Raw genomic sequence first — 19,165 nt, 5'->3', positions numbered from 1 at the left:
TCTGCGTCAGATGGTTATAATAGTCAGGGGGCAGATGGCCGACCGTTTCGAAGCCGACGTCAAGGGCATGGTCGCCGCCGTCGCGCAGTCGTCGGGCGCGATGCAGCGCGTCGCCAACGAGATCGCGACCACGCCGAGGATCAGATTGCGCTGCGCACTCGCGGCAGCTGCCGCATAGTCGCTGGTGTCCTTGATGATCTCGAGCACGGCGACCGGTTCGCCGGCATAGTTCTTGATCTGGCCGAGATAGAGCTCGACCGCATGGCCGTCGAGAACAGCGTCCCGCAATACCGCTGCCCCGTTCATCACGGCCTTGAGCTCGTCCGGGGTCGCGACCACGGTATCGCCGAAGGTGGACGACAGCCGCTTGAAGCTCTGGCCGTCGAAGGAATGCACGGCAAGGTCGATGCGGAAGCGCTTCTTGGCGCGATCGACGAATTCCTTGCCGAAGGCGACGCCGATGTCGACATTGCCCAGCGTCTTGCCGTCATGCACGACCGGGGTCATGCCGAAGATCGAAAGCGCCTCGCGGGCGGGCTCGACGCCGACGATCGGCTTGCCGGCCTTGATCGATTCCACCACCGTGATGCGTCGTGTGGAGGCGTCGTCGCCGAAGATTTTCGGGGTGTGGATCCGGTAGAAGCTCGTCGCCGGGGCCTGCCAGAACGAGATCAGCGGAATGCCCTGCGCCTTGATCGACGCCCAGGGGGCGGCGAGCAGCTTGCCGAGGCCGTCGCGGTCGCCCTTTGCGATGGCATCCTCGACCGGTGGCAGGGCGGCGATGACGGCCGAGACTGCAAGCGCGGTGCGGCCCTCGTAGTCGATCGCCGCAATCACGCTGTCATATTGCAGCCTGAGCTGCTGATCGAGCGCGAGCCGGGTCAGCGCGCGCTGCTGGCTGATCGAGAAGCCGCCGAGGATAGCGCAGGCGACTGCAACGGTCAGTGAAATCGCCAGGATCAGGCGAGCGGCAATCGATCGAAGCGTGAACATGGGACCGTCGGAACTCCAAGCATTAGCGCCGCCCGCAAAGTCCCAGAAAAAGCTTAACAACCGGATGTTGCGCCGCAGGAATTCGTGCCGTGACCAGAGCCGCGGGTGCCTACTTTCGTACCATGCGCCACAACGCGATGAGATTGGGTTGAATCACTCGGACCGCAGCCTCGCATCACCTCTCCCGCTCCGGAGTCGAGCGGCCCAATGTCCGCTTCCGTAGAATAGGCGAACATTGCGTATCCACATTGAAATCGGTCGGGAATGACCCAAGGCGCAATCCGCGCCGGTCTTGTTAAATTCAGCGTATTCAAAAATGCGAACGATTGAGCTACTTGTCTTGTGCAGCCGGAGATTGAACTTACTGGCCGCTCTTACCTTGAGGTTCGATCCTAGCAGGAGCTCATGATGAAACTAATTGCGAAATTGCTGACGGTGGCCCCGATCGTCTTCCTGGCGGTTACACCAGCGCTGGCGCTTGACGATACACCAGCAAACAGAGGGGAGCAGGCGGATAATTATTTGCGAGCAGTTCCCCCTCAGTCCTTGATGAAAGAAATGGCTGTGAAGGTGGCAGCGACAGTACCGGAAAGTCAGCGCAGTGCTTTCGTTGCAGTGATGACGCAGAATCTGGATCTTAAAGCGGTAGAAGATCTCATGCGGGGCTCGATGATCAAGAACTTCACGGCAGATGAGTTGAAGGCGCTCGCGGACTTCTATGCTTCGCCGATCGGCAAATCCGCCATGGCCAAGATGGGCAACTATCTGGCTGATGCCATGCCGAAAATGATGGTTGAATTGCAGAAGGCGCTGGCCCTTACCCAGCAGCAAATGAAGGCGCAATAGCGAGTTCTGGCAGGACGGCTGATGACCCTGAGCCGGCGACCAGCCCTTCCTGGTACCTGCTGTCGTCGCTTAAAGAACGGCGCGCAAGCCAGGTGTTCGCTGAGCGACGAAACCGACGAGGAGAAAGCTGAACACCACCCCGCCTATGCCGGCCACCGCGAATTTGATGCCGACGGAAGCGGGCCAGTCATGCAGCAAACGCGTCACCGCGATCAAGATCGGAGCGTGCAGGACATAAACGCCAAACGCATTGCGCGTCAGGAAGGACGCCAAGGCACCTTGGCTATTGAAGCACTCCCGGTAGAGGGTGATCGCCCCCAGCGTCAGCGCAAGGCAGGTGAACGATCGCCAGGCGTCCATGCCGGCGGCCTGCCAGTGCCAACCGCCGCGATAGGCGGACACGTCTCCGCTCATGGCGCCGCCCGTGGCGAGCAGGACGATCCACAGCGCACCGCCGGCTACGAAGCCTGCCCACAGCCAACGCCTTCCGACGCGCCACGGAATCTGGCGCAACCAATCGGCTCTCCACGCCGCGATTCCGGCAGCATACATGAACGGGTATTGCGGAAAGTCGTGCACATCGATGTTGAGAACGGTCGTGGCGTCCGGAAAGGCCGCGCCCACCGCAAAGGTCACGATGGCGATCAGGATCGCGTAGCCCAACACGACCCCGGTGGACGGGGGTTGCCGCGGGACGAGCCGGACCGGGCGCACCTGGCACAGCGCGGCGTAGATGGCCGAGAACACGAGAAGCACAAGGCAGAACCAGAGCGGACCCGACTCGTCGAGAAGCTCCCCCGAGCGGAGGTGCAGCCACCAATCCTGCATGAATGTGCGGGGCGGGTTCGACTGCCACGACCCCGCGACGAAATACTCGGTCAGCGGGCCGATCACCGTCATATAGAGCAGCAGCGGCAGGCCGAGCCGCCGCACTCGCTCGCGCATGAAAGCGCCGGCGCCCTTGCGTGCGATGGCGCCGGCCGCAAAGAAGCCGGCGATGCCGAACAGCAATCCCATCGCAACCGCGTGCTGAAAGGATTGATAGGCGGCGAACCCGAACTTCGCTCCGAGGCCCAGTTCGGGATGCTCACGGTAGTACCAGCTGCCGAAGGGCGAGTAGGTCACGGCCGCGTGCATGATGACGACCAGGCTGATCGCCGACCAGCGCAGGTTGTCGATATAGAAAAGGCGATAGCCTGGCTTCGCGATGGGCATAATGCCGTCCTCCTGGTCGCGCCAGGATCAGGCCTCATGTCGACGTGGCGGTCTTGTCGAAATTCGCGTCCGCCCTGGCCGAATCCGGCGAGGGATGGCCGATTGCGAAATCGGCCAATGCCCGGCGGCGGAACTCGGTGGGCGTTTCGCCGGCTTGAGCCTTGAAGGCACGGTTGAACGGACCGATCGATCCCCAACCGGCGTCAAGGGCGATGGTCAGCACCGGGACACGCGCTTGCGCAGGGTCGGACAACGCCGCCCGCGCCTCTTTCATCCTGTACTGGTTGACAAATTCGGTGAAGTTCCGGTGGCCGAGCCGCTGGTTGATCAGCCGCCGGAGGCGGTAGGCGCGCTCGTGCTCCATCGCCTGCCGCAGCCGCTCTGCCAGTTGGCGCTCCTCCGGGCCCATCTCCGCCGTCACAGCCGTCGCCAGCGTCGTTGGCGCGGAGGGTGCCGGTTGGAGTGCCGGCTCAGGCACAAGCGCGCGCAGACGGATCAGAACCGCGACCACGGCCAGGCCGAGCACGGCCGAGAGTTCGGGCAGCCAGTGGACGCCGGCGGCGTCCAGCACCGTCGTGCCAAGGATGACGAAACCAATACCGCAGGCGAACACGATCCTTACGCGCCGGCGCCCCTCGACCAGGTCTGCCTTGCGCCCGGCAAGCACCCGAGCGGTCTCGAAGATCACCAGGATCAGCGTCGCGGCATGCGTCGCGTTCCAGGCCACGACCGAGCCGGACAAGGTGGCCGCGGCTGCGAGCGGCAGCATGGCAACGAAGCCGGCCCACCGCCAGCGCGTCGGCGGGTTGCTGTCGGCAAAGGCTGTCTCGGCCCAGGCGACAAACACGCCTGCGATCGAATTGCTGAGGATCCGCAGCGGAACGATCCACCAGGCGAGCATTTCGTGGATTTCGGGCGCCGTTTCGATCAGGAACGCGATCACACAGAGGTCGAAGAGCAGTGTGACGCGACCGATCGGCGATCGGAGCGTGCCGGGAAATCCGATGATCGCAAGCATGCCGAGGAGCGCCAATGCGCCACCGCGAAGCCCGGTTTCAAGCAGCATGGTGAACCTCCCGACCATGTCCTGACTCGAACGATGGGCGCTTGCAAGCCAAGAAGCGCTCTTCGGCGGCAGGGTCTGGCCCGAATGGACGCAAGACATGCCACGATCAGCGGGCTCAATGTGTCCGCCTGAAACGCGGAGCTGGCTCTCTAGCTCGCAGCCAGCGGTTTCTTGCCGCGTCCGAGGGCAAATTGACCGACCGGGCTCTCGACATGAAATTCGAGCTCGGTGATTTTCGCAAACAGATCGATGTTGGTCGTGCCGATGGCGCAGCCGCCAAGGCCCATATCAGTCGCCGCCAGATAGAACGTCTGGATCATGGTGCCGACATCCTTCAGGATCAGCGAATATGCGATTGAGCTGTATTTCCAGGACACCCGCCCGAAACGCGCGGCGATCGTGATCAGGACCTGCGGCGGGCCGGGCGCGTCCATGGCAAACTCGGCCGCCGTCGAGAGCGCCTGGAGCTGGTGGGCGGAAGCGCCGATCGCTACCAGTGCGTGATCGCCTGCATCGTAATGGTAAAATCCGCGCGCAAGCCCCTCGCAGTTCGAGACCGCCAGGTACAATTCCAGCTCATAAGCGCTGCCCGCCGATGGATAGGGCCTCGCGCTGTAGGTGACTTCGGGACCGTCGTCAAAACTCGCTCCGCTCTTCCATTCCGATAGCACGCGGGCGGTGGTGTCGAGAAACTGTGCGAGTTCGGCGAGCGTGACCGGGTGCTGGTCGTCGAAGTCTCGTATTGAATGGCGTTCACGCAACAGCTTCGCGAAGGGCGAGATCGGCTCCCGCGTGGAGAATTTGTCGAGGGCGATCTTCTCGCCCGGCCAACGCGAACGTATCGCAGGCAGCGGTGGAACGACGCCCGCATAGGTGAACGCGCCGCCAACCGGATCGGCATGCCGGCCCTCCGTGCTCCGCGTGTGAAATACGAGATCGTGGAAATCCCAGAGAACGAGGTTGCCGTCGCCTTCATTCACCCGAAGGCCGTCGCCGTCTTTCGCATTGAGCTTGATCAGCATCTGGCTGTCGAGCAGCAATCCGAGCAGATCGAGGTTCAAGGAGGTCGCGTGGCGACGAAGCTTGCTGACCTGCTGGGGCTGCGACAGGGCCACAAGGGTGGCAGCGATGGCGGGATCGCAAATCCGAAACAGCGCCCCGGCACGCGGCGATTCCAGCACCATCTCGTTGCCGCGCCGGCGCAGATAGGCGAAGCGCGACAACACGATGGTATCACCGTTCCCCAGCTTTGCGCGCTGCGGCCAGTATTCGGCGACCTGCGGCTCGATGACCACGAGGTCCTGCTCCTCGCGCGGAGAGGATAGGCGGTATTCGATAAGCCCGTGCCGCGCCAGTCGCTGCACCAGGGCATGAACCTGCCTCGCGAGGGCACTTTTGCCGGCAAAAGAGGCGAGCGGCAGGCCGGAGGTGAGATGTCCCGCACGGTCGATTGCCGCCGCGCTGAATTGTCCCAGATTGACCGTATAGTGGCCGAGGGCAGCGGCGATGCTTCCGTCGGCCTGCATATGAAGGGAAAAACGACCGTTCAATCGGGCGGCGATGACTGGTGCGATCTTCTTGGCCGGTTTTTTCCGGAGAACGCGCACGGAAGCCGACCTTCAGGTGTGTGGAAGAAACGGAGTGAGTTCGCTTTCCAGTCGCGAGCGATCCAATAATCCTAGCTTCACCGGAACATCGTAAAGCCGGCCGGGCGCGAAGCGGCGATAGAAATGCCGCAGGCCCGGAACGAGCACTCTGACGACGGGGACCTCGACGTCGGGCCGCGTCTGGTCGAGCACGAGGAAATCATGTCCCGCGCCGGTGGCAATTTCGATACAGGCATTGACCTGGTCGCTCGTATTATCGTGAACCTTGAGGCTCGGTGCCGGCGGGACGATCGGATTGTCGCTGGGGATCAGGAAGGGATAGTCGTCGAGTCGCAGCGGCGTAACACCGTCAAGCGTCGGCTTCTCGCCGCTTCCGCCGCCCATCATGCCGATCGACATGAACTGGGTCAGCTCCGTGAGGGAACGCAGCAGGGCTATGCGGCGATCGAAATGCGAGCCGGAGCCGAACTCGATATTTTCGTGTCCGTTCTGCATCCAGTGCGTGATCGCCACGTAAGAGGGAATGCCGAGATCGCTGGTGATGTCGAGCACCCAAAGCCTGCGCCCCACATCGGCAAACTGGGTTTGCAGATCCCGCACATAGGATTCGTCGAATTGCGTGAGGTCGACTTCGGCACGTTGCAGCCGATTGTACCACCAGATGGCGTAGGCATCGCGTTCGACCAGTTCGAGGAAGCCTTGAACGATGGCTTCCTCGCGGGTGTTGCCGGCCGCACATCCGTTGGAATCCGTGTGGAAGCCGCCATAGAAAAAGTACAGCAGGCCGGTCGGAAGATATTTGAAACGCTTGTCGCGTAACGACCAGACCGGCGACCACTCGGTTCTTGTCGAGGGATCGAACGGCTCGGGAACCGGGTGTGAATCCTCCGGCTGCGGGGCATGCCTGTTCTGAAACTGCGTGTCGCTGAAGAGCTGGACGTCGTTGGGAAGAAGAGCGTCACCGGGAGCGAAATCGGTAAAGCGGCGCCTCGTCCTGATCTCGTCGCCCTGGAAAATGCCCGAATAGCGCTCGATCGCCTCCATCAGCGCGCTGGCCTCGCCCTGTTCGGCTGTGGAACCCTTGCCGAAGCTGCCGCCGCTCAGTCCGGATCTGAGCTGGTCAACGTTCCAGGCCGGCGCGGAGAAGTTGTGGTAGGCGAAGAAATTCGTATTCATCGGCAGATCGGCCTCGATCCGCTCGAGCCGCGAAACGACGCCGGTCAGCGGACTTACGTGTTTGCGGAACCGCGCTACGGTGGTTCGCGATGTCACGGTGCGGTATCCGCCGCTGGTGACGATGAGCTTTCTGCCCTCGGCAATCTCGATCGAGGTTGCCGCCCGGCGCGGGCTCTGCAGCTTCTTGCTGCCGCAAGTGGGACATTGCGGGCGTTTCGCGACGTAGTGCTTGGCAATGACGGCACCAGTCAGGTCGAAGCTTGCGATGTGATCGCGCAGGTCGGTGCGAAAACCCGAGGCAATCGCCTTCGTGATCTCCACGGCAGCGAAGTGAACCGCGGTCTGTCCAACGGTGTCGTGGACCAGGGGCGATACGGCGACGGTTTGCGCCGGTCCGCGGTCGAGAAATCCCTTGATCTCCCGATTGCGTATCATGCGATCGAACAGGCAGGTCCAGCAGGCGCTCTCGCCCGGCTTGAACACAGGTCCCACCAACGGAATCACGCCGGACGGCTGCACCAGGAGCCACGGCGTCCCATCGGCGACGCGCTCCGCGTTCAGCTCGGCGAGCCGTCGATCAAGATAGTCGTTCACCAGCGTGATGATGAGCCTGGGCGACCGCTTGGTGATCTGAACGCCAAGCTTGCTCAAGGCAGTGCTCAGTTCCCTGCCGCCTTTGACATCGATCGATTCCACCCGCACAGGGCAATTGCGGAGATTCTGCTCCGCGACCTCGGGAGGCAGGCCGAGGCTCGCCCAATATCCATCAACGGCGCCCGCGAATGCGTGCGGTGCTCCGCTAACGACGTAACGGCGCTCCAACAGCCGCTTGATCGCTTCCTCGATCTTGTCGGCGGGAAAACTCCTTGAAAGCTGGCGAACGATCTCTGGCGCAGCCCTTCCGTTTTTTCCGATCGCCGTGGCTACAGCACAATACAGATCGCCGTGCAGGAAGAACTTGCGATTCTCGGAATAAAGACAGACCACATTGGGAGGAATGACATAGGCGGTGAAGTTCGGCGCGAAGCGCAAAACGCCCTTGCGGGTCTGCCTCGCAGCGCGGCTCTTGCGATTGACTGTCATCGGGTCAGCACGCTGATCCTGTTCCCGTCACTGCCGGTTGCCGGCGCACGGCAAACCACTGCCCCGCCCAACTTGTGCGCCGAGCTCGACCATTGGCATTCTTCGAATAAGTTGGATCACACTCGCCCGCCATCGGCAAGCTGACCGGCCGGGCGCGGCGAACGTTGCAAAGCAAGAAAAAAATCGGCCGGGTCGCTCGCGGGCCCGGCCAATGAAATCGCGACGTGTCGATGCATAGTCAGGGAGCGCTGCGTCAGGGCGCGCTGCTTCCTAGCACCAGCGGCAGCGGCCCCACGATGCACAGCACCCTGCGCATGACACCCATGGCACGCCTACCCCTATCCAACCAACGCCGCAGCCGCCACATCCACCGCAACCGACGCCGCAGCGGCAACCTCTGCACGCTCTGCATCCGCCGCAGCCTCTGCAGCCTCCGCAACCTCTGGCACCTCCGCAGCCATGACAACCGCCGCATCCCCGCGCGAGCAGCACACCGCTCGCGACGCTTCCATGGTCGAGCAGATTGAGATGGAAGGTAGCGAGGCTGACGTCGGCGAGTTCTTCCTCGCTGAGCGCGGTCACCTGGCCTGGCGCGAAGTTCGGCCTGTGTTGAATGTCGCCGGTTGGCACGACCGAAGCCGATGCACTTCCCGCCAGCGAAAAAGTCAGACCGGCTACTCCCAGCGCCGGCACCGCGGCTTTGGTCATTCGCTTCTTTTTCGAAGCTTGCTTCGCCCGCTGCATGGCCGCATCCTCCAAAGTTGGAAGAACGAACTCCGTAGGCCGTGATCCTACGTCGAGCGAACAAGGCAGGCAAGATTCACGGAGTCACGAAATGTAATGAGGCTGGATTGCATTCATCTTCATGAACAATGTCGCCGCAGTTTAATCGATGGCGCCGAATATCCGCGCCCGTGAGCAGATCGCGACGGGTGCGGTTTGATGCAGTGCGGCAATTGCCGGCGCTTGAACAGGGAAATCAGCTTGGTCGATCAGCCCGGACGCTTCGCCTGGTATGAACTCCTGACGACGGACATGCGGGCAGCAGGTGCCTTCTATGGCAAGGTCGTTGGCTGGGCGACGAAAGATGCATCGACGCCGGAGCTGGCCTATACGGTGCTTACTGCAGCCGACACTCCGGTGGTCGGGCTCATGGAGCTCCCCGAAGAGGGGCTGCGATTGGGCGCAACGCCGAGATGGGTCGGCTACGTCGCTGTCGATGACACGGATGCGAAGGCCGCGCAGATCCGCCGTCTTGGCGGCGCCATCCTGGTATCGCCGACCGACAGCAATATCGGCCGAATTTCAGTGGTCGCCGATCCGCAGGGAGCGACGTTTGCGCTGGTCACCGGACTGACATATGGCCAACGGCAACCCGGCGGGTTGGACGAGCCCGGACGCGTGGGCTGGCACGAGTTGCTGGCTGAAGACCGGAACAAGATCTTTGCATTCTACAGCAAGCTTCTTGGCTGGCAGAAGGCCCATGCTGAAGCCGATCCGGCAGACGTGTATGAATTGTTTTCGGCGGCCGGGCAGACGATCGGCGGCATGCTCACCAAGCTTCCGAGCGTATCGCAGCCCAGTTGGCTCTATTACTTCAACGTCGACGACATCGGCGTGGCCGCGAGGCGCGTTGATGCTGGCGGAGGCCGGGTCCTCCAGGGTCCGATCGAGTTACCCGATGGTTGCTGGATCGCTCGATGTGTCGATCCGCAAGGCGCCCTCTTTGCGTTGCAGGGGGCTTGGGATCAGACGCGCACCGAACGCCCCGCCACCTCGGAAGTCGGTTGGTCTGCCAGGTGGGGTGGCATTGCTTCAAAGGGCAGGGTGGTACTTCACAAGACGAAGCGCTAGGACGAAGCGTTTCGCTGTTTGCCGCCTGAAGGCGCGACAGGCGGAATGGGCACGCGCCAATACCGCCTTTGAAGTAGAAATCTGATCGGCCAGGTTGAGGCCATCGATGCAGATCCGCCTCGTTGTCGCGGCGAGGCACGCTTCAATCGTCGGAGGAGGCGGGCTTCGTCAGCTTCTGACCCCAAAGCGGAAATGTCATGCGAGCGCCGATAACGTCATAGGCCCCCAAAGAGACTCACTAGTGGATAGGTCCGGGAGAAGAAGACATACTCGTCTCGCTCGAAGGCGAAAACAAATTGCCACTCATGATAGGGGGGCACCGCTTCCTCGCTGATCGGCTCGCCATTTACTCGACTATCGAGGAGTTGGACATACGAAACGGCAGACGGCGTACCGACGATATTGTCCACGAGGTCACAATAGGCAAAGCCTTTGAGTTGCGGATCGATGTTGGCGTCGGCCCAGCTCTTTCTCGATTTCGCCTTAACCTCCGCCGATAACTCGCCGCTACCATCAAGGCGATTGAACGAGACGTCAGACCTTGCGGGGTAGAGAGCGCCAACCGCGCTGTTCTTGGACAAGAACTTCACCTCCGGCATGTTGGGCGGCAGGCCAAAGTATGAGTAAAGCGGATGTCCGTCGAAGAGCATCCCCTGCTTTCTTCGGTCGTAGTATCCGTCAAAATTACCTACCCCTCGAAGGGCTCTCTGCGCATCTCCATTCGGATACCAATATTGGGGCTTGCTCGCGGGCCAATAGGGACGAATGGCTTCGCGCACCGGCTCGGGAAGGACGACCCAAGAGAAGCCTCTACATTTGGAGGGCATGGCCCGATAGCCTGGCTTCCAGTGCGGGTGATCCCATATGTTCTTCCTGTTTATCCCCAGAAGCTCATAGGTGACGAAATTCTTCGGCGCCTCGGTGCGCCGCCAGTCTTGCCATTCTTCGCGCGTCGCCTTGCTAATGGTGGCGCCGAAGAACTTGAGTTCAGAAATCGGACTCGCGTAGGCATCCTCCGACGCGTAGGCGAGGCCTAACCAAGGCTGATCCGCATTCTCATAGGTCACGACGAGCGGAAGCAGTGATACTGGCACCTTGCCGTTTTCCGTCGTCTCCCCTTGACACGCCTCAGGCGCTCGCACGACGACGCCGCGCCCGTCCTTCATTTTGAGGCCATATAACATCGGCGCGACGCCGACCTCGACCGTTTGGTCGTTGTCCCTGGAGGTCGTGACCCTGACATTGCAACCGACCACGATGTCGAAATCGAGTGGCTCGCCCTTGTAAGCGAGGCCGGCCTTGAACCGGTAATAGTAGCCGCGATCCTCGCCGGGACTGGTGACTTTGACCGACTTGGTAAAACTCGTGCCTGCGAAAAGGTCGCGAAGAGCCTGCACCTCCTCGACAACCACCACAGCCGCCGTACAGAGCACCATGACAGCCCCTACAAAAAACGTGATAATCATCATCCTCACGCCCTTCCCGATGGACAGGATGGCCTCAAGGTTCGCGCGTTTGCGAGCGAAGAAAATCCACACTTGGTCGATCAGCAGCACAAGTCCGATAGCGGGCCCAAGGAAAATGAGGACGTACGTCCAGATGGAAGGTGTCATGTCACGCTCGGCAATCGCGGTCGAGGCCCTGTTGCATTCCATCCCGTAGCAAGCAGAAGTTGCGCAAAGGGCAGGTGTCCGACGAGCTTTTGGTGCTTCGCCTTGACCAATCGTTAGCCAATTTCACAAGCGCAACATCGTGCGGAGACCAGCGCGGCTATTGGCAATACCCCAAGTCCGTTTCTGGCCCCAAAGCCGACATGCGGTGATCACACGGCGATATCCGGTGTTAGGGGGCAAAGCCGACCCGGCGGATGTACACGCCCTGGTTCAATCTGACTGCATCGCGCCTTAGCGCGTCGTCGGCGGCGCCGCGAGATTGCCCGCCAGGATCGCCTTGCCGGCGTCCTCATACTGGGTGTCGCGGGCCTGGATCTGCTGGGCGATCGCATGCATATCGCGAAACCGTCGCTCGAACGGATTCTTCGCGAACACCGCCGTCGCGCCCGACATGTGATAGGCGATGTCGACCACGGAAGCCGACTGGTGGATGGTCCAGGTCGAGGCGATGCGGATCGCGATGCGATGCGCCTCGCTGATCGCTTCACCGCGGGCGAGGTCGCTCCAGACGTCGTGGGCGGTCGCATATAGATACGCGCGCGCGGCGCGCAGGCTTGCCTCGGTGCGGCCGATCTGGCCCTGCACGGCATTGTTGTCGCGCATCACCTTGAGGCCCTGCGGGGTCTTAGCCCGAGCAAGCTCGGTCGCCGCATCCAGCATGGCGCGGGCGACGCCGAGCGCGGTGGCGGCAAAGCCCATGCTGAACACCATGTTGGTGGAGAGCTTGTAGAGCGGCCCGCCCTCGCGGCAGGCGGCGGGATCGTCGCGCAGCGCGGCGAATTTGTCCGGGATGAAGAGATTGTCGACCGAGTAGGAATCGGTGCCGGTGCCCTTCAGGCCGATCACGTCCCAGACGTCGTACATCGTCGCTTGCGACATCGGGAACAGGATGGTGCGGATCTCCGGCGCGCCGTCGGCCTTCCTGCGCGGCGTGCCGTCCGCTTCGACGACGCGGACATGGGCGCCGAGCCAACTCGCCTGCCGCGAGCCCGAGGCGAAATCCCAGCGCGCACTGGCGCGGTAGCCGCCGGGCTCGGCACGCACCTCGTGGGCGATCGCGCCCCAGGCCAGGATGCCGGGCGCGGTGTTGAAGATTTCGTTGGCCGCGTCGGGCTCGAGATAGGCCGCGGTCATGGCGCAGACGCTGCACTGGCCGAGACACCAGGCGGTCGATGCGTCGGCCTTGGCGATCTCCTCCTGCATCTGCATGAAGGCGTCCAGCGTCGCCTCGGCGCCGCCGAAACGCTTCGGCAGCAGCGCGCGATACAGCCCGTTCTCGACCAGAGCCGATGTGACCGAAGGTGTCAGCCGCCGTGTCCGTTCGGTCTCATCGGCTTCGCTGATGATCAGCGGCGCCAGCGCGCGCGCCCGCTCGACAAGGTCAAATCCCTGCGGCTTGTTCATGCGTATCCTCGGCGCCTTCTGTCATTCTTGTTGGGCGGCCAGGCGATGGTGGCTCATCCGGCAAGGGAGGGCAAGGCGAGGCGGGTCGGTGCCGGCGCAGATCAGCCATCCGTCGCCAGCGCGTGAGGAACGCAGCTTTGCTCAGGCGGTGGCACGGCCGAGATCGAGCGACGGCTGGCGCTTGGTCGAGAAACTCAGCGCCACGGCGACCGCGGCAAGGCCGATCGCGAACGATCCCGCGTGCAGCCACGTGTAGCCGTGGAAGGTGTCGAACACGTAGCCGCCGGCCCACGGCCCGAGCGCCATGCCGAGGCTCGCAAAGGCCGACACCGCGCCGAACACCGTGCCCATGATGCGCGCGCCGAAGAATTCGCGCACCAGCACGGCATAGAGCGGCATCACGCCGCCATAGGCGAGGCCGAACACGACAGACAGCGCGTAGAACTCGCCGAGCTGCGCGACCGCCAGATAGGTCGCGATCGACAGCGCCTGCACCAGCAGGCCGCCCACCAAAACCGGCTTGGCGCCGAGCCGGTCGGCGAGCACCCCGAGCAGCAGCCGGCCGCCGAGCCCGGAGAAGCCGGCGAGGCTGTAGACCGTGACTGCGGTGAGCGGCGCGATGCCGCAGACCATGGCGTAGGACACCATGTGGAAGATCGGCCCCGAATGCGCTGCGCAGCAGGCGAAATGCGCCAGTGCGAGCGTGATGAATTGCGGCGTGCGCAGCGCCTGCGCCACGGTCCATTCCATTTGCGGCGCGCTCGCGGTGGTCGTATTCGCGACCTCGGTTCCCTTCGGCGCCGGGCGCACCAGGAACGATGCGGGGATCAGCAGTACCCACGCGGCGATGCCGATCACGAACATCGCGAAGCGCCAGTCATAAGCCGTGATCAGCCAGCTTGCGGATGGTGCGACCGTCAGCGGCGACACGCCCATGCCGGCCGACACCAGGGCGACGGCGAGGCTGCGATGCTTGTCGATCCAGGCGCTCGCGAGCGCCATCATCGGCGCATAGAAGCTGCCGGCGGCGATTCCGATCAGCACGCCGAAGCACAGCTGGAATTGCCACAGGCTCTGCGCGTAGCTTGCCGTCACGAGGCCAAGCCCGAGCAGCACGCTGCCCGCCAGCACCACGATGCGGGTGCCGAAGCGGTCGGACAGCGCGCCCCAGGCGAACGCCGCAAAACCCATGAAGAGGAAATCCAGCGTCGCTGCGGCGGAGACACCGGCGCGCGACCAGCCCATCGCATCCGAGATCGGTTGCAGGAACACCGCGAGCGACAGCATGGTGCCGAAGCCGACGCAGGTCATCAGCGCGCCCGCGCCGACGACGACCCAGCCATAGTCGAACCGAGCGGCCTTGCTCATGCGTTTCCCCGGCGCTGTTGTTTTTGTGGTCCGCGTGGGATGGATGGTGGCCTATCCGAGGTCCAGAGGCAATATGACGGGCAACATGCCTCTCATTCCGGGATCAGCGGATTGTGAGTTGCGCAAGATGTCGCGGCGCCTCGCGGCTAAAGCGCGAGGAGATTAGGATAAACCGTCATCGCGCTTTAGCTTGTTGTCTAAGCATGATCTTTTCGGAAAACCGCTTCGCACTTTTCCGGATCATGCTCTACCCGCAATTCCAGGCCCGGCCGATCGGCGTCCAGCTCCAGCACGGGCCGTAGCTGCCGCCATTGTAGCGTCCACCGCCATGGAATCCGGGACGGCCGAAGTAGTGCCAGTCCCCGCCATACCAATATTCCGGCGAAAAGTCCGGGTAGCCACGGGCGGCGCCGCGCGGGCCGAGCACCGGAATGGTTTCGTTGGGCGGCTGCCGGTAGCCGGGCAGGAAGCCATAACCATGCCAGCGAGTGCTGCCGTGGCGCTTTTTCGACGAGGCGGCCGAGCTCAGGTCCGGCTGTAGCAAGGCGAGGATGACGACAAGGAGGGACACGATGCGCAACATGACCGGTGTCTAGTCGGGTCGCCGTGCGATGGCGATTCAAATCATGGTGCGTTTTGTTGCTGAGACAGGGATGGACATCATGCGCGCCTGCGGCAGCGCGTCGGCTATCCACCTCAGGCTACTTTGCATGGGGTTGTTTTCGAGATTTTCGGATAGGGCGCGACTGGCGTCGCCTCAGCTGTCCACCTTGAGCGCGGCGATGAAGGCTTCCTGCGGGATGTCGACCTTGCCGAACTGCCGCATCTTCTTCTTGCCTTCCTTCTGCTTCTCCAGAAGCTTGCGCTTGCGCGTGATGTCGCCGCCGTAGCACTTCGCGGTGACGTCCTTGCGCAGCGCGCGGACGGTCTCGCGTGCGATCACCTTGCCGCCGATCGCCGCCTGGATCGGGATCTGGAACATGTGCGGCGGGATCAGCTCCTTCATCTTCTCGACCATGGCACGGCCGCGGCCCTCGGCGCGGGTCCGGTGCACCAGCATCGACAGCGCGTCGACCGGCTCGTTGTTGACCAGGATCTGCATTTTGACGAGATCGGCTACTTTGTAGTCGGTCAAATGATAATCGAACGAGGCGTAGCCCTTGGAGACCGACTTCAGGCGATCGTAGAAGTCGAACACGACCTCGTTGAGCGGCAGGTCGTATTTCACCATCGCGCGGGAGCCGACATAAGTCAGCTCCTTCTGTGAACCGCGGCGGTCCTGGCACAGCTTCAAGACGCTACCGAGATATTCGTCGGGCGTCAGGATCGTGGCCTCGATCCACGGCTCCTCGATCTCGGCGATCTTGACCACGTCGGGCATGTCGACCGGATTGTGGATCGAAATCTCCTGACCGTCGGTCAGATGCATCTTGTAGATCACGCTCGGCGCGGTCGCGATCAGATTGAGGTCGAACTCGCGCGACAACCGCTCCTGGATGATCTCCAGATGCAGCAGCCCTAGGAAGCCGCAACGGAAGCCGAAGCCGAGCGCGGCCGAGGTCTCCATCTCGTAGGAGAAGCTGGCGTCGTTGAGGCGCAGCTTGCCCATCGCCCCGCGCAGCGTCTCGAAGTCGTTGGCGTCGGCTGGAAACAGGCCGCAGAACACCACCGGAATGGCCGGCTTGAAGCCCGGCAGCATCTCGCTGATCGGCTTGCGGTCGTCGGTGATGGTGTCGCCGACGCGGGTGTCGGCGACTTCCTTGATCGCCGCAGTGATGAAGCCGATCTCGCCGGGACCGAGCTCCTCGACCTGCTCCATCTTCGGCGTGAAGAAGCCGACGCGCTCGACGTCGTAGGCCGCGCCCGTGCCCATCATGCGGATGCGCTGGTTCTTCTTCATGGTGCCGTCGACCACGCGGATCAGCACGACCACGCCGAGATAGACGTCGTACCAGCTATCGACCAGCAACGCCTTCAAGGTCGCGTCGCGGTCGCCCTTCGGCGGCGGCAGGCGGGTCACGATGGCTTCCAGCACATCGGGGACGCCGATGCCGGTCTTGGCCGAGATCATCACGGCGTCGGAGGCGTCGATGCCGATCACATCCTCGATCTGCTGCTTGACCTTGTCGGGTTCCGCGGCGGGCAGGTCGACCTTGTTGAGGACCGGCACGATCTCGAGATTGTTGTCGAGCGCCTGGTAGACATTGGCGAGCGTCTGCGCTTCAACGCCCTGGCTGGCGTCGACCACCAGCAGCGCACCCTCGCACGCGGCCAGCGACCGCGACACCTCGTAGGCGAAGTCGACGTGGCCGGGCGTGTCCATCAGGTTGAAGATGTAGTCCTTGCCGTCCTTGGCGCGGTAGTTCAGCCGGACGGTCTGCGCCTTGATGGTGATGCCGCGCTCGCGCTCGATATCCATCGAATCGAGCACCTGCTCCTTGCCCGCCATTTCGCGATCCGACAGGCCGCCCGTCATCTGGATCAGGCGGTCGGCAAGGGTCGATTTGCCATGGTCGATATGGGCGACGATGGAGAAGTTGCGGATGTTTGAAATCGGGGCAGTTGTCATGGGCGCGGGATAGCATCCGCACCCCTGCGCGGGCAACCATATTGCGGTATTTTGCAGGGGTGTGACGGCGAATCACGGGGGTGTTTCCCGCGGGGTTGCAATGATCGATTTTCGGGCATGTTTCTGCTAGGTCTGGCGGCCCAAAACCGTGGAATTGACGATGCGCTGGACCCTTCTCGCCGCCGGATTGCTGGCCATGTTGTTCGCGGCGCCCGCGGCCGCCGACAAGCGCGTGGCGCTGGTCGTCGGAAACTCCACCTATCAGAACGTGTCGCGGCTGCAGAACCCGAAGGACGATGCGCAGCTGGTGGCCGATACGTTGCAGCGGCTCGGCTTTGCATTGGTCGGCGGGCAGGCCTAGGTCGATCTGGACAAGGCCGGTTTCGATGCCGCGATCCAGCGCTTCGGCAGCCAGCTGATGGGCGCGGACGTCGCGTTGTTCTACTACGCCGGCCACGGCATCCAGGTGCGCGGAACGAATTATCTGGTGCCGGTGTCGGCCAATCCGACACGCGAGGCCGATGTCGATTTCCAGATGGTCGATGTCGGCCTGGTGCTGCGGCAGATGGAAGGCGCGGGCACGCGGCTCAACATCGTCATCCTGGATGCCTGCCGGAACAATCCGTTCGGCGGCCGCGGCCTGCGCGCTGCCGACGGCGGCCTCGCCCAGATCCGCGCGCCGGAGGGCACGCCGCTGTCCTATGCGACCCAGCCGGGCAACGTCGCGCTCGATGGCGATGACGGCCACAGCCCCTACACGCGCGCTCGTCGACACCATGCAGAAGCCCGGGCTCGACGTGCTGCAGGCCTTCAATCAGGTCGGCCTCGTGGTCAAGCGCGCCACCGGCAGCGCGCAGCAGCCCTGGGTCTCGACCTCGCCGATCGCCGGCTCGTTCTATTTCGCGGGCAACGCGCCGGCGCAAGTTGCGACCGCCGATCCGCCGGCAACGGTGATCCCGCCGCAGCAAAGCCTGCTGTCCGAGAGCGATCTCCGCGCGCTGAGCAAGGACGAGCTGCGGATCGCCCGCAATGAAATCTTTGCGCGGCGCGGCCGCTACTTCAACGCGCCGGACCTGACCGCGCGATTCAGCAGGTTTGCGTGGTATGTGCCGCGCTCGTGGGACCCGCCGCTCAATGCGATCGAGAGCGCGAATATCGCGCTGATCGATCGCTTCGAATCCGGCGGCACTGCGCCAGCCGGTTTCATCTTCCCGGATTCCGACCGGCGCCTGCTGACGCCGGCCGATCTGCGGCGGCTGTCGCGGGACGAGTTGCGGATCGCACGCAACGAGATCTTCGCCCGCAGGGGACGCTATTTCGATTCCGCCGATCTCAAGGCGTATTTCGCGCACTTCCCCTGGTATGCCGAACAGCTGGAATCCGCGGCTGAACGCGATCGAAGAGGCCAATGTCGCGCTGATCGATCAGCTCGGAAAGCGCTGAATGGCCGCGCGATGGACGGCCTGTCTTGCTGCCTTGCTGGCGCTGCTGCCACAGCTTGCGCGCGCTCAGAGCAAAAGCGAACTGCTCGACCGGCTGGTGCGCGCCTATCCCGATGCGCTGTCCGCCCACGACGACACCACGATCACCTGGCGCGACGGCACGGTGATGCCGGTCGACGACGGCGTCTCCGGCAAGTCGTTCGATCAGATGCTGCGCAACGCATCGATCCTCGATCAGATGCGGCAGCCCTATCCGTCCGGGCCGTCGGCGCCGCCGGCGCAGAACGTCGATCCCGGCCGCTTCCGCAACGAGGCGTTCTTCAAGAAGATGTACGGCGACTGCAATACGGCCGAGGTCGGGCGGAACCTGGTGACGATCACCTGGCTGCCGCGGTCCTGGGGCAAGCCGGTTCAGGTCACGCGGGTCAATGGCGTCGCCGAGCGGCTCAGGCAGGTCTCCGCCGAGATCGAGGCGCTCGATCCGGCGCTGCGCGCCGCCGCGTTTCCGATCGCGGGTGTGCTGTCTTGTCGCGCCGTCGCCGATACCGGGCGTATGAGCATGCACGGCTATGCGGCCGCGATCGACCTCAACCTGAAGGTTTCCGATTACTGGCTGTGGGCGGGCAAGGGGGAAAGCAAGGGTAAAACCGTCCCCTACAAGAACCGAATGCCGCGGGAGATCGTCGACATCTTCGAGCGCCACGGATTCATCTGGGGCGGCAAGTGGTATCACTACGATACCATGCATTTCGAATACCGGCCCGAGCTTCTCGAACAGTGAATCGGCCGGCTGCAGCATGATCCGGAAAAGTGTGCAGCGGTTTTCCGAAAAGATCATGCTCAAAACTAGGAGGCAGAGCGGGGTGGCG

At 63.1% G+C, this 19,165-nt stretch carries 13 protein-coding genes and 2 pseudogenes; 5 read left to right on the top strand and 10 right to left on the bottom strand.

What is annotated here, in order from left to right; all coding sequences use genetic code 11:
• Nucleotides 1–96 precede the first annotated feature (96 nt).
• Nucleotides 97–993: pseudogene (locus tag FNJ47_RS16560) on the bottom strand (cache domain-containing protein); the annotation flags it as partial.
• A gap of 408 nt (nucleotides 994–1,401) precedes the next feature.
• Between FNJ47_RS16560 and FNJ47_RS16555 the strand changes: the two are divergent.
• A complete protein-coding gene (locus tag FNJ47_RS16555; RefSeq protein ID WP_163154873.1) occupies nucleotides 1,402–1,839 on the top strand; it encodes a DUF2059 domain-containing protein in 438 nt (145 codons plus the stop codon).
• Between the two features lie 69 nt (nucleotides 1,840–1,908).
• Here the strand turns inward: FNJ47_RS16555 and FNJ47_RS16550 are convergent, their stop codons facing one another.
• The 4 genes from FNJ47_RS16550 to FNJ47_RS16535 all read right to left on the bottom strand — a co-directional run bounded on the left by FNJ47_RS16550 (nucleotide 1,909) and on the right by FNJ47_RS16535 (nucleotide 7,986).
• The gene (locus FNJ47_RS16550; protein ID WP_163154871.1) at nucleotides 1,909–3,054 is read right to left on the bottom strand and encodes an acyltransferase family protein; all 1,146 of its coding nucleotides are present in this window, start codon (nucleotides 3,052–3,054) and stop codon (nucleotides 1,909–1,911) included.
• A 34-nt stretch (nucleotides 3,055–3,088) separates the two neighbouring features.
• Nucleotides 3,089–4,120, bottom strand: coding sequence for a helix-turn-helix domain-containing protein (locus FNJ47_RS16545; protein ID WP_235999928.1), 1,032 nt, complete (start codon nucleotides 4,118–4,120; stop codon nucleotides 3,089–3,091).
• 149 nt (nucleotides 4,121–4,269) lie between these two features.
• Nucleotides 4,270–5,646, bottom strand: a complete 1,377-nt coding sequence (locus FNJ47_RS16540) for a SagB/ThcOx family dehydrogenase (RefSeq protein WP_163154876.1) — start codon at nucleotides 5,644–5,646, stop codon at nucleotides 4,270–4,272.
• 93 nt (nucleotides 5,647–5,739) lie between these two features.
• Nucleotides 5,740–7,986, bottom strand: a complete 2,247-nt coding sequence (locus FNJ47_RS16535; protein WP_163154867.1) for a TOMM precursor leader peptide-binding protein — start codon at nucleotides 7,984–7,986, stop codon at nucleotides 5,740–5,742.
• Between the two features lie 510 nt (nucleotides 7,987–8,496).
• On the opposite strand from FNJ47_RS16535, the gene FNJ47_RS16530 reads away from it, so the two are divergent.
• Both FNJ47_RS16530 and FNJ47_RS16525 read left to right on the top strand, forming a co-directional pair.
• Complete coding sequence (locus FNJ47_RS16530) at nucleotides 8,497–8,775, top strand: hypothetical protein (protein ID WP_163154865.1); 279 nt, start codon at nucleotides 8,497–8,499, stop codon at nucleotides 8,773–8,775.
• Nucleotides 8,776–8,928: 153 nt separating this feature from the next.
• Complete coding sequence (locus tag FNJ47_RS16525; protein WP_175068387.1) at nucleotides 8,929–9,840, top strand: VOC family protein; 912 nt, start codon at nucleotides 8,929–8,931, stop codon at nucleotides 9,838–9,840.
• A 215-nt stretch (nucleotides 9,841–10,055) separates the two neighbouring features.
• Here the strand turns inward: FNJ47_RS16525 and FNJ47_RS16520 are convergent, their stop codons facing one another.
• From FNJ47_RS16520 to lepA, 5 genes are all read right to left on the bottom strand, one after another.
• Nucleotides 10,056–11,453, bottom strand: coding sequence for a hypothetical protein (locus FNJ47_RS16520; protein WP_163154861.1), 1,398 nt, complete (start codon nucleotides 11,451–11,453; stop codon nucleotides 10,056–10,058).
• Nucleotides 11,454–11,744: 291 nt separating this feature from the next.
• Nucleotides 11,745–12,917, bottom strand: coding sequence for an acyl-CoA dehydrogenase family protein (locus FNJ47_RS16515; protein WP_163154860.1), 1,173 nt, complete (start codon nucleotides 12,915–12,917; stop codon nucleotides 11,745–11,747).
• 141 nt (nucleotides 12,918–13,058) lie between these two features.
• Nucleotides 13,059–14,285 (bottom strand): MFS transporter, encoded by a 1,227-nt coding sequence (locus FNJ47_RS16510; protein ID WP_163154858.1) that lies wholly within the window; start codon nucleotides 14,283–14,285, stop codon nucleotides 13,059–13,061.
• A 247-nt stretch (nucleotides 14,286–14,532) separates the two neighbouring features.
• Nucleotides 14,533–14,868, bottom strand: a complete 336-nt coding sequence (locus FNJ47_RS16505; RefSeq protein ID WP_163154856.1) for a hypothetical protein — start codon at nucleotides 14,866–14,868, stop codon at nucleotides 14,533–14,535.
• A 174-nt stretch (nucleotides 14,869–15,042) separates the two neighbouring features.
• Nucleotides 15,043–16,854: a translation elongation factor 4 gene (lepA, locus tag FNJ47_RS16500; protein WP_163154854.1), complete on the bottom strand. Its 1,812-nt coding sequence runs from the start codon at nucleotides 16,852–16,854 to the stop codon at nucleotides 15,043–15,045.
• 160 nt (nucleotides 16,855–17,014) lie between these two features.
• On the opposite strand from lepA, the pseudogene FNJ47_RS16495 reads away from it, so the two are divergent.
• Nucleotides 17,015–18,167: pseudogene (locus tag FNJ47_RS16495) on the top strand (caspase family protein); the annotation flags it as partial.
• A gap of 130 nt (nucleotides 18,168–18,297) precedes the next feature.
• The gene (locus FNJ47_RS16490; protein WP_163154852.1) at nucleotides 18,298–19,077 is read left to right on the top strand and encodes a M15 family metallopeptidase; all 780 of its coding nucleotides are present in this window, start codon (nucleotides 18,298–18,300) and stop codon (nucleotides 19,075–19,077) included.
• The last annotated feature ends 88 nt before the right edge of the window (nucleotides 19,078–19,165 follow it).

The organism is Bradyrhizobium uaiense (assembly GCF_010811875.1).
GTDB lineage: Bacteria > Pseudomonadota > Alphaproteobacteria > Rhizobiales > Xanthobacteraceae > Bradyrhizobium > Bradyrhizobium uaiense.
This window is presented reverse-complemented; position numbering and strand designations above follow the sequence as displayed.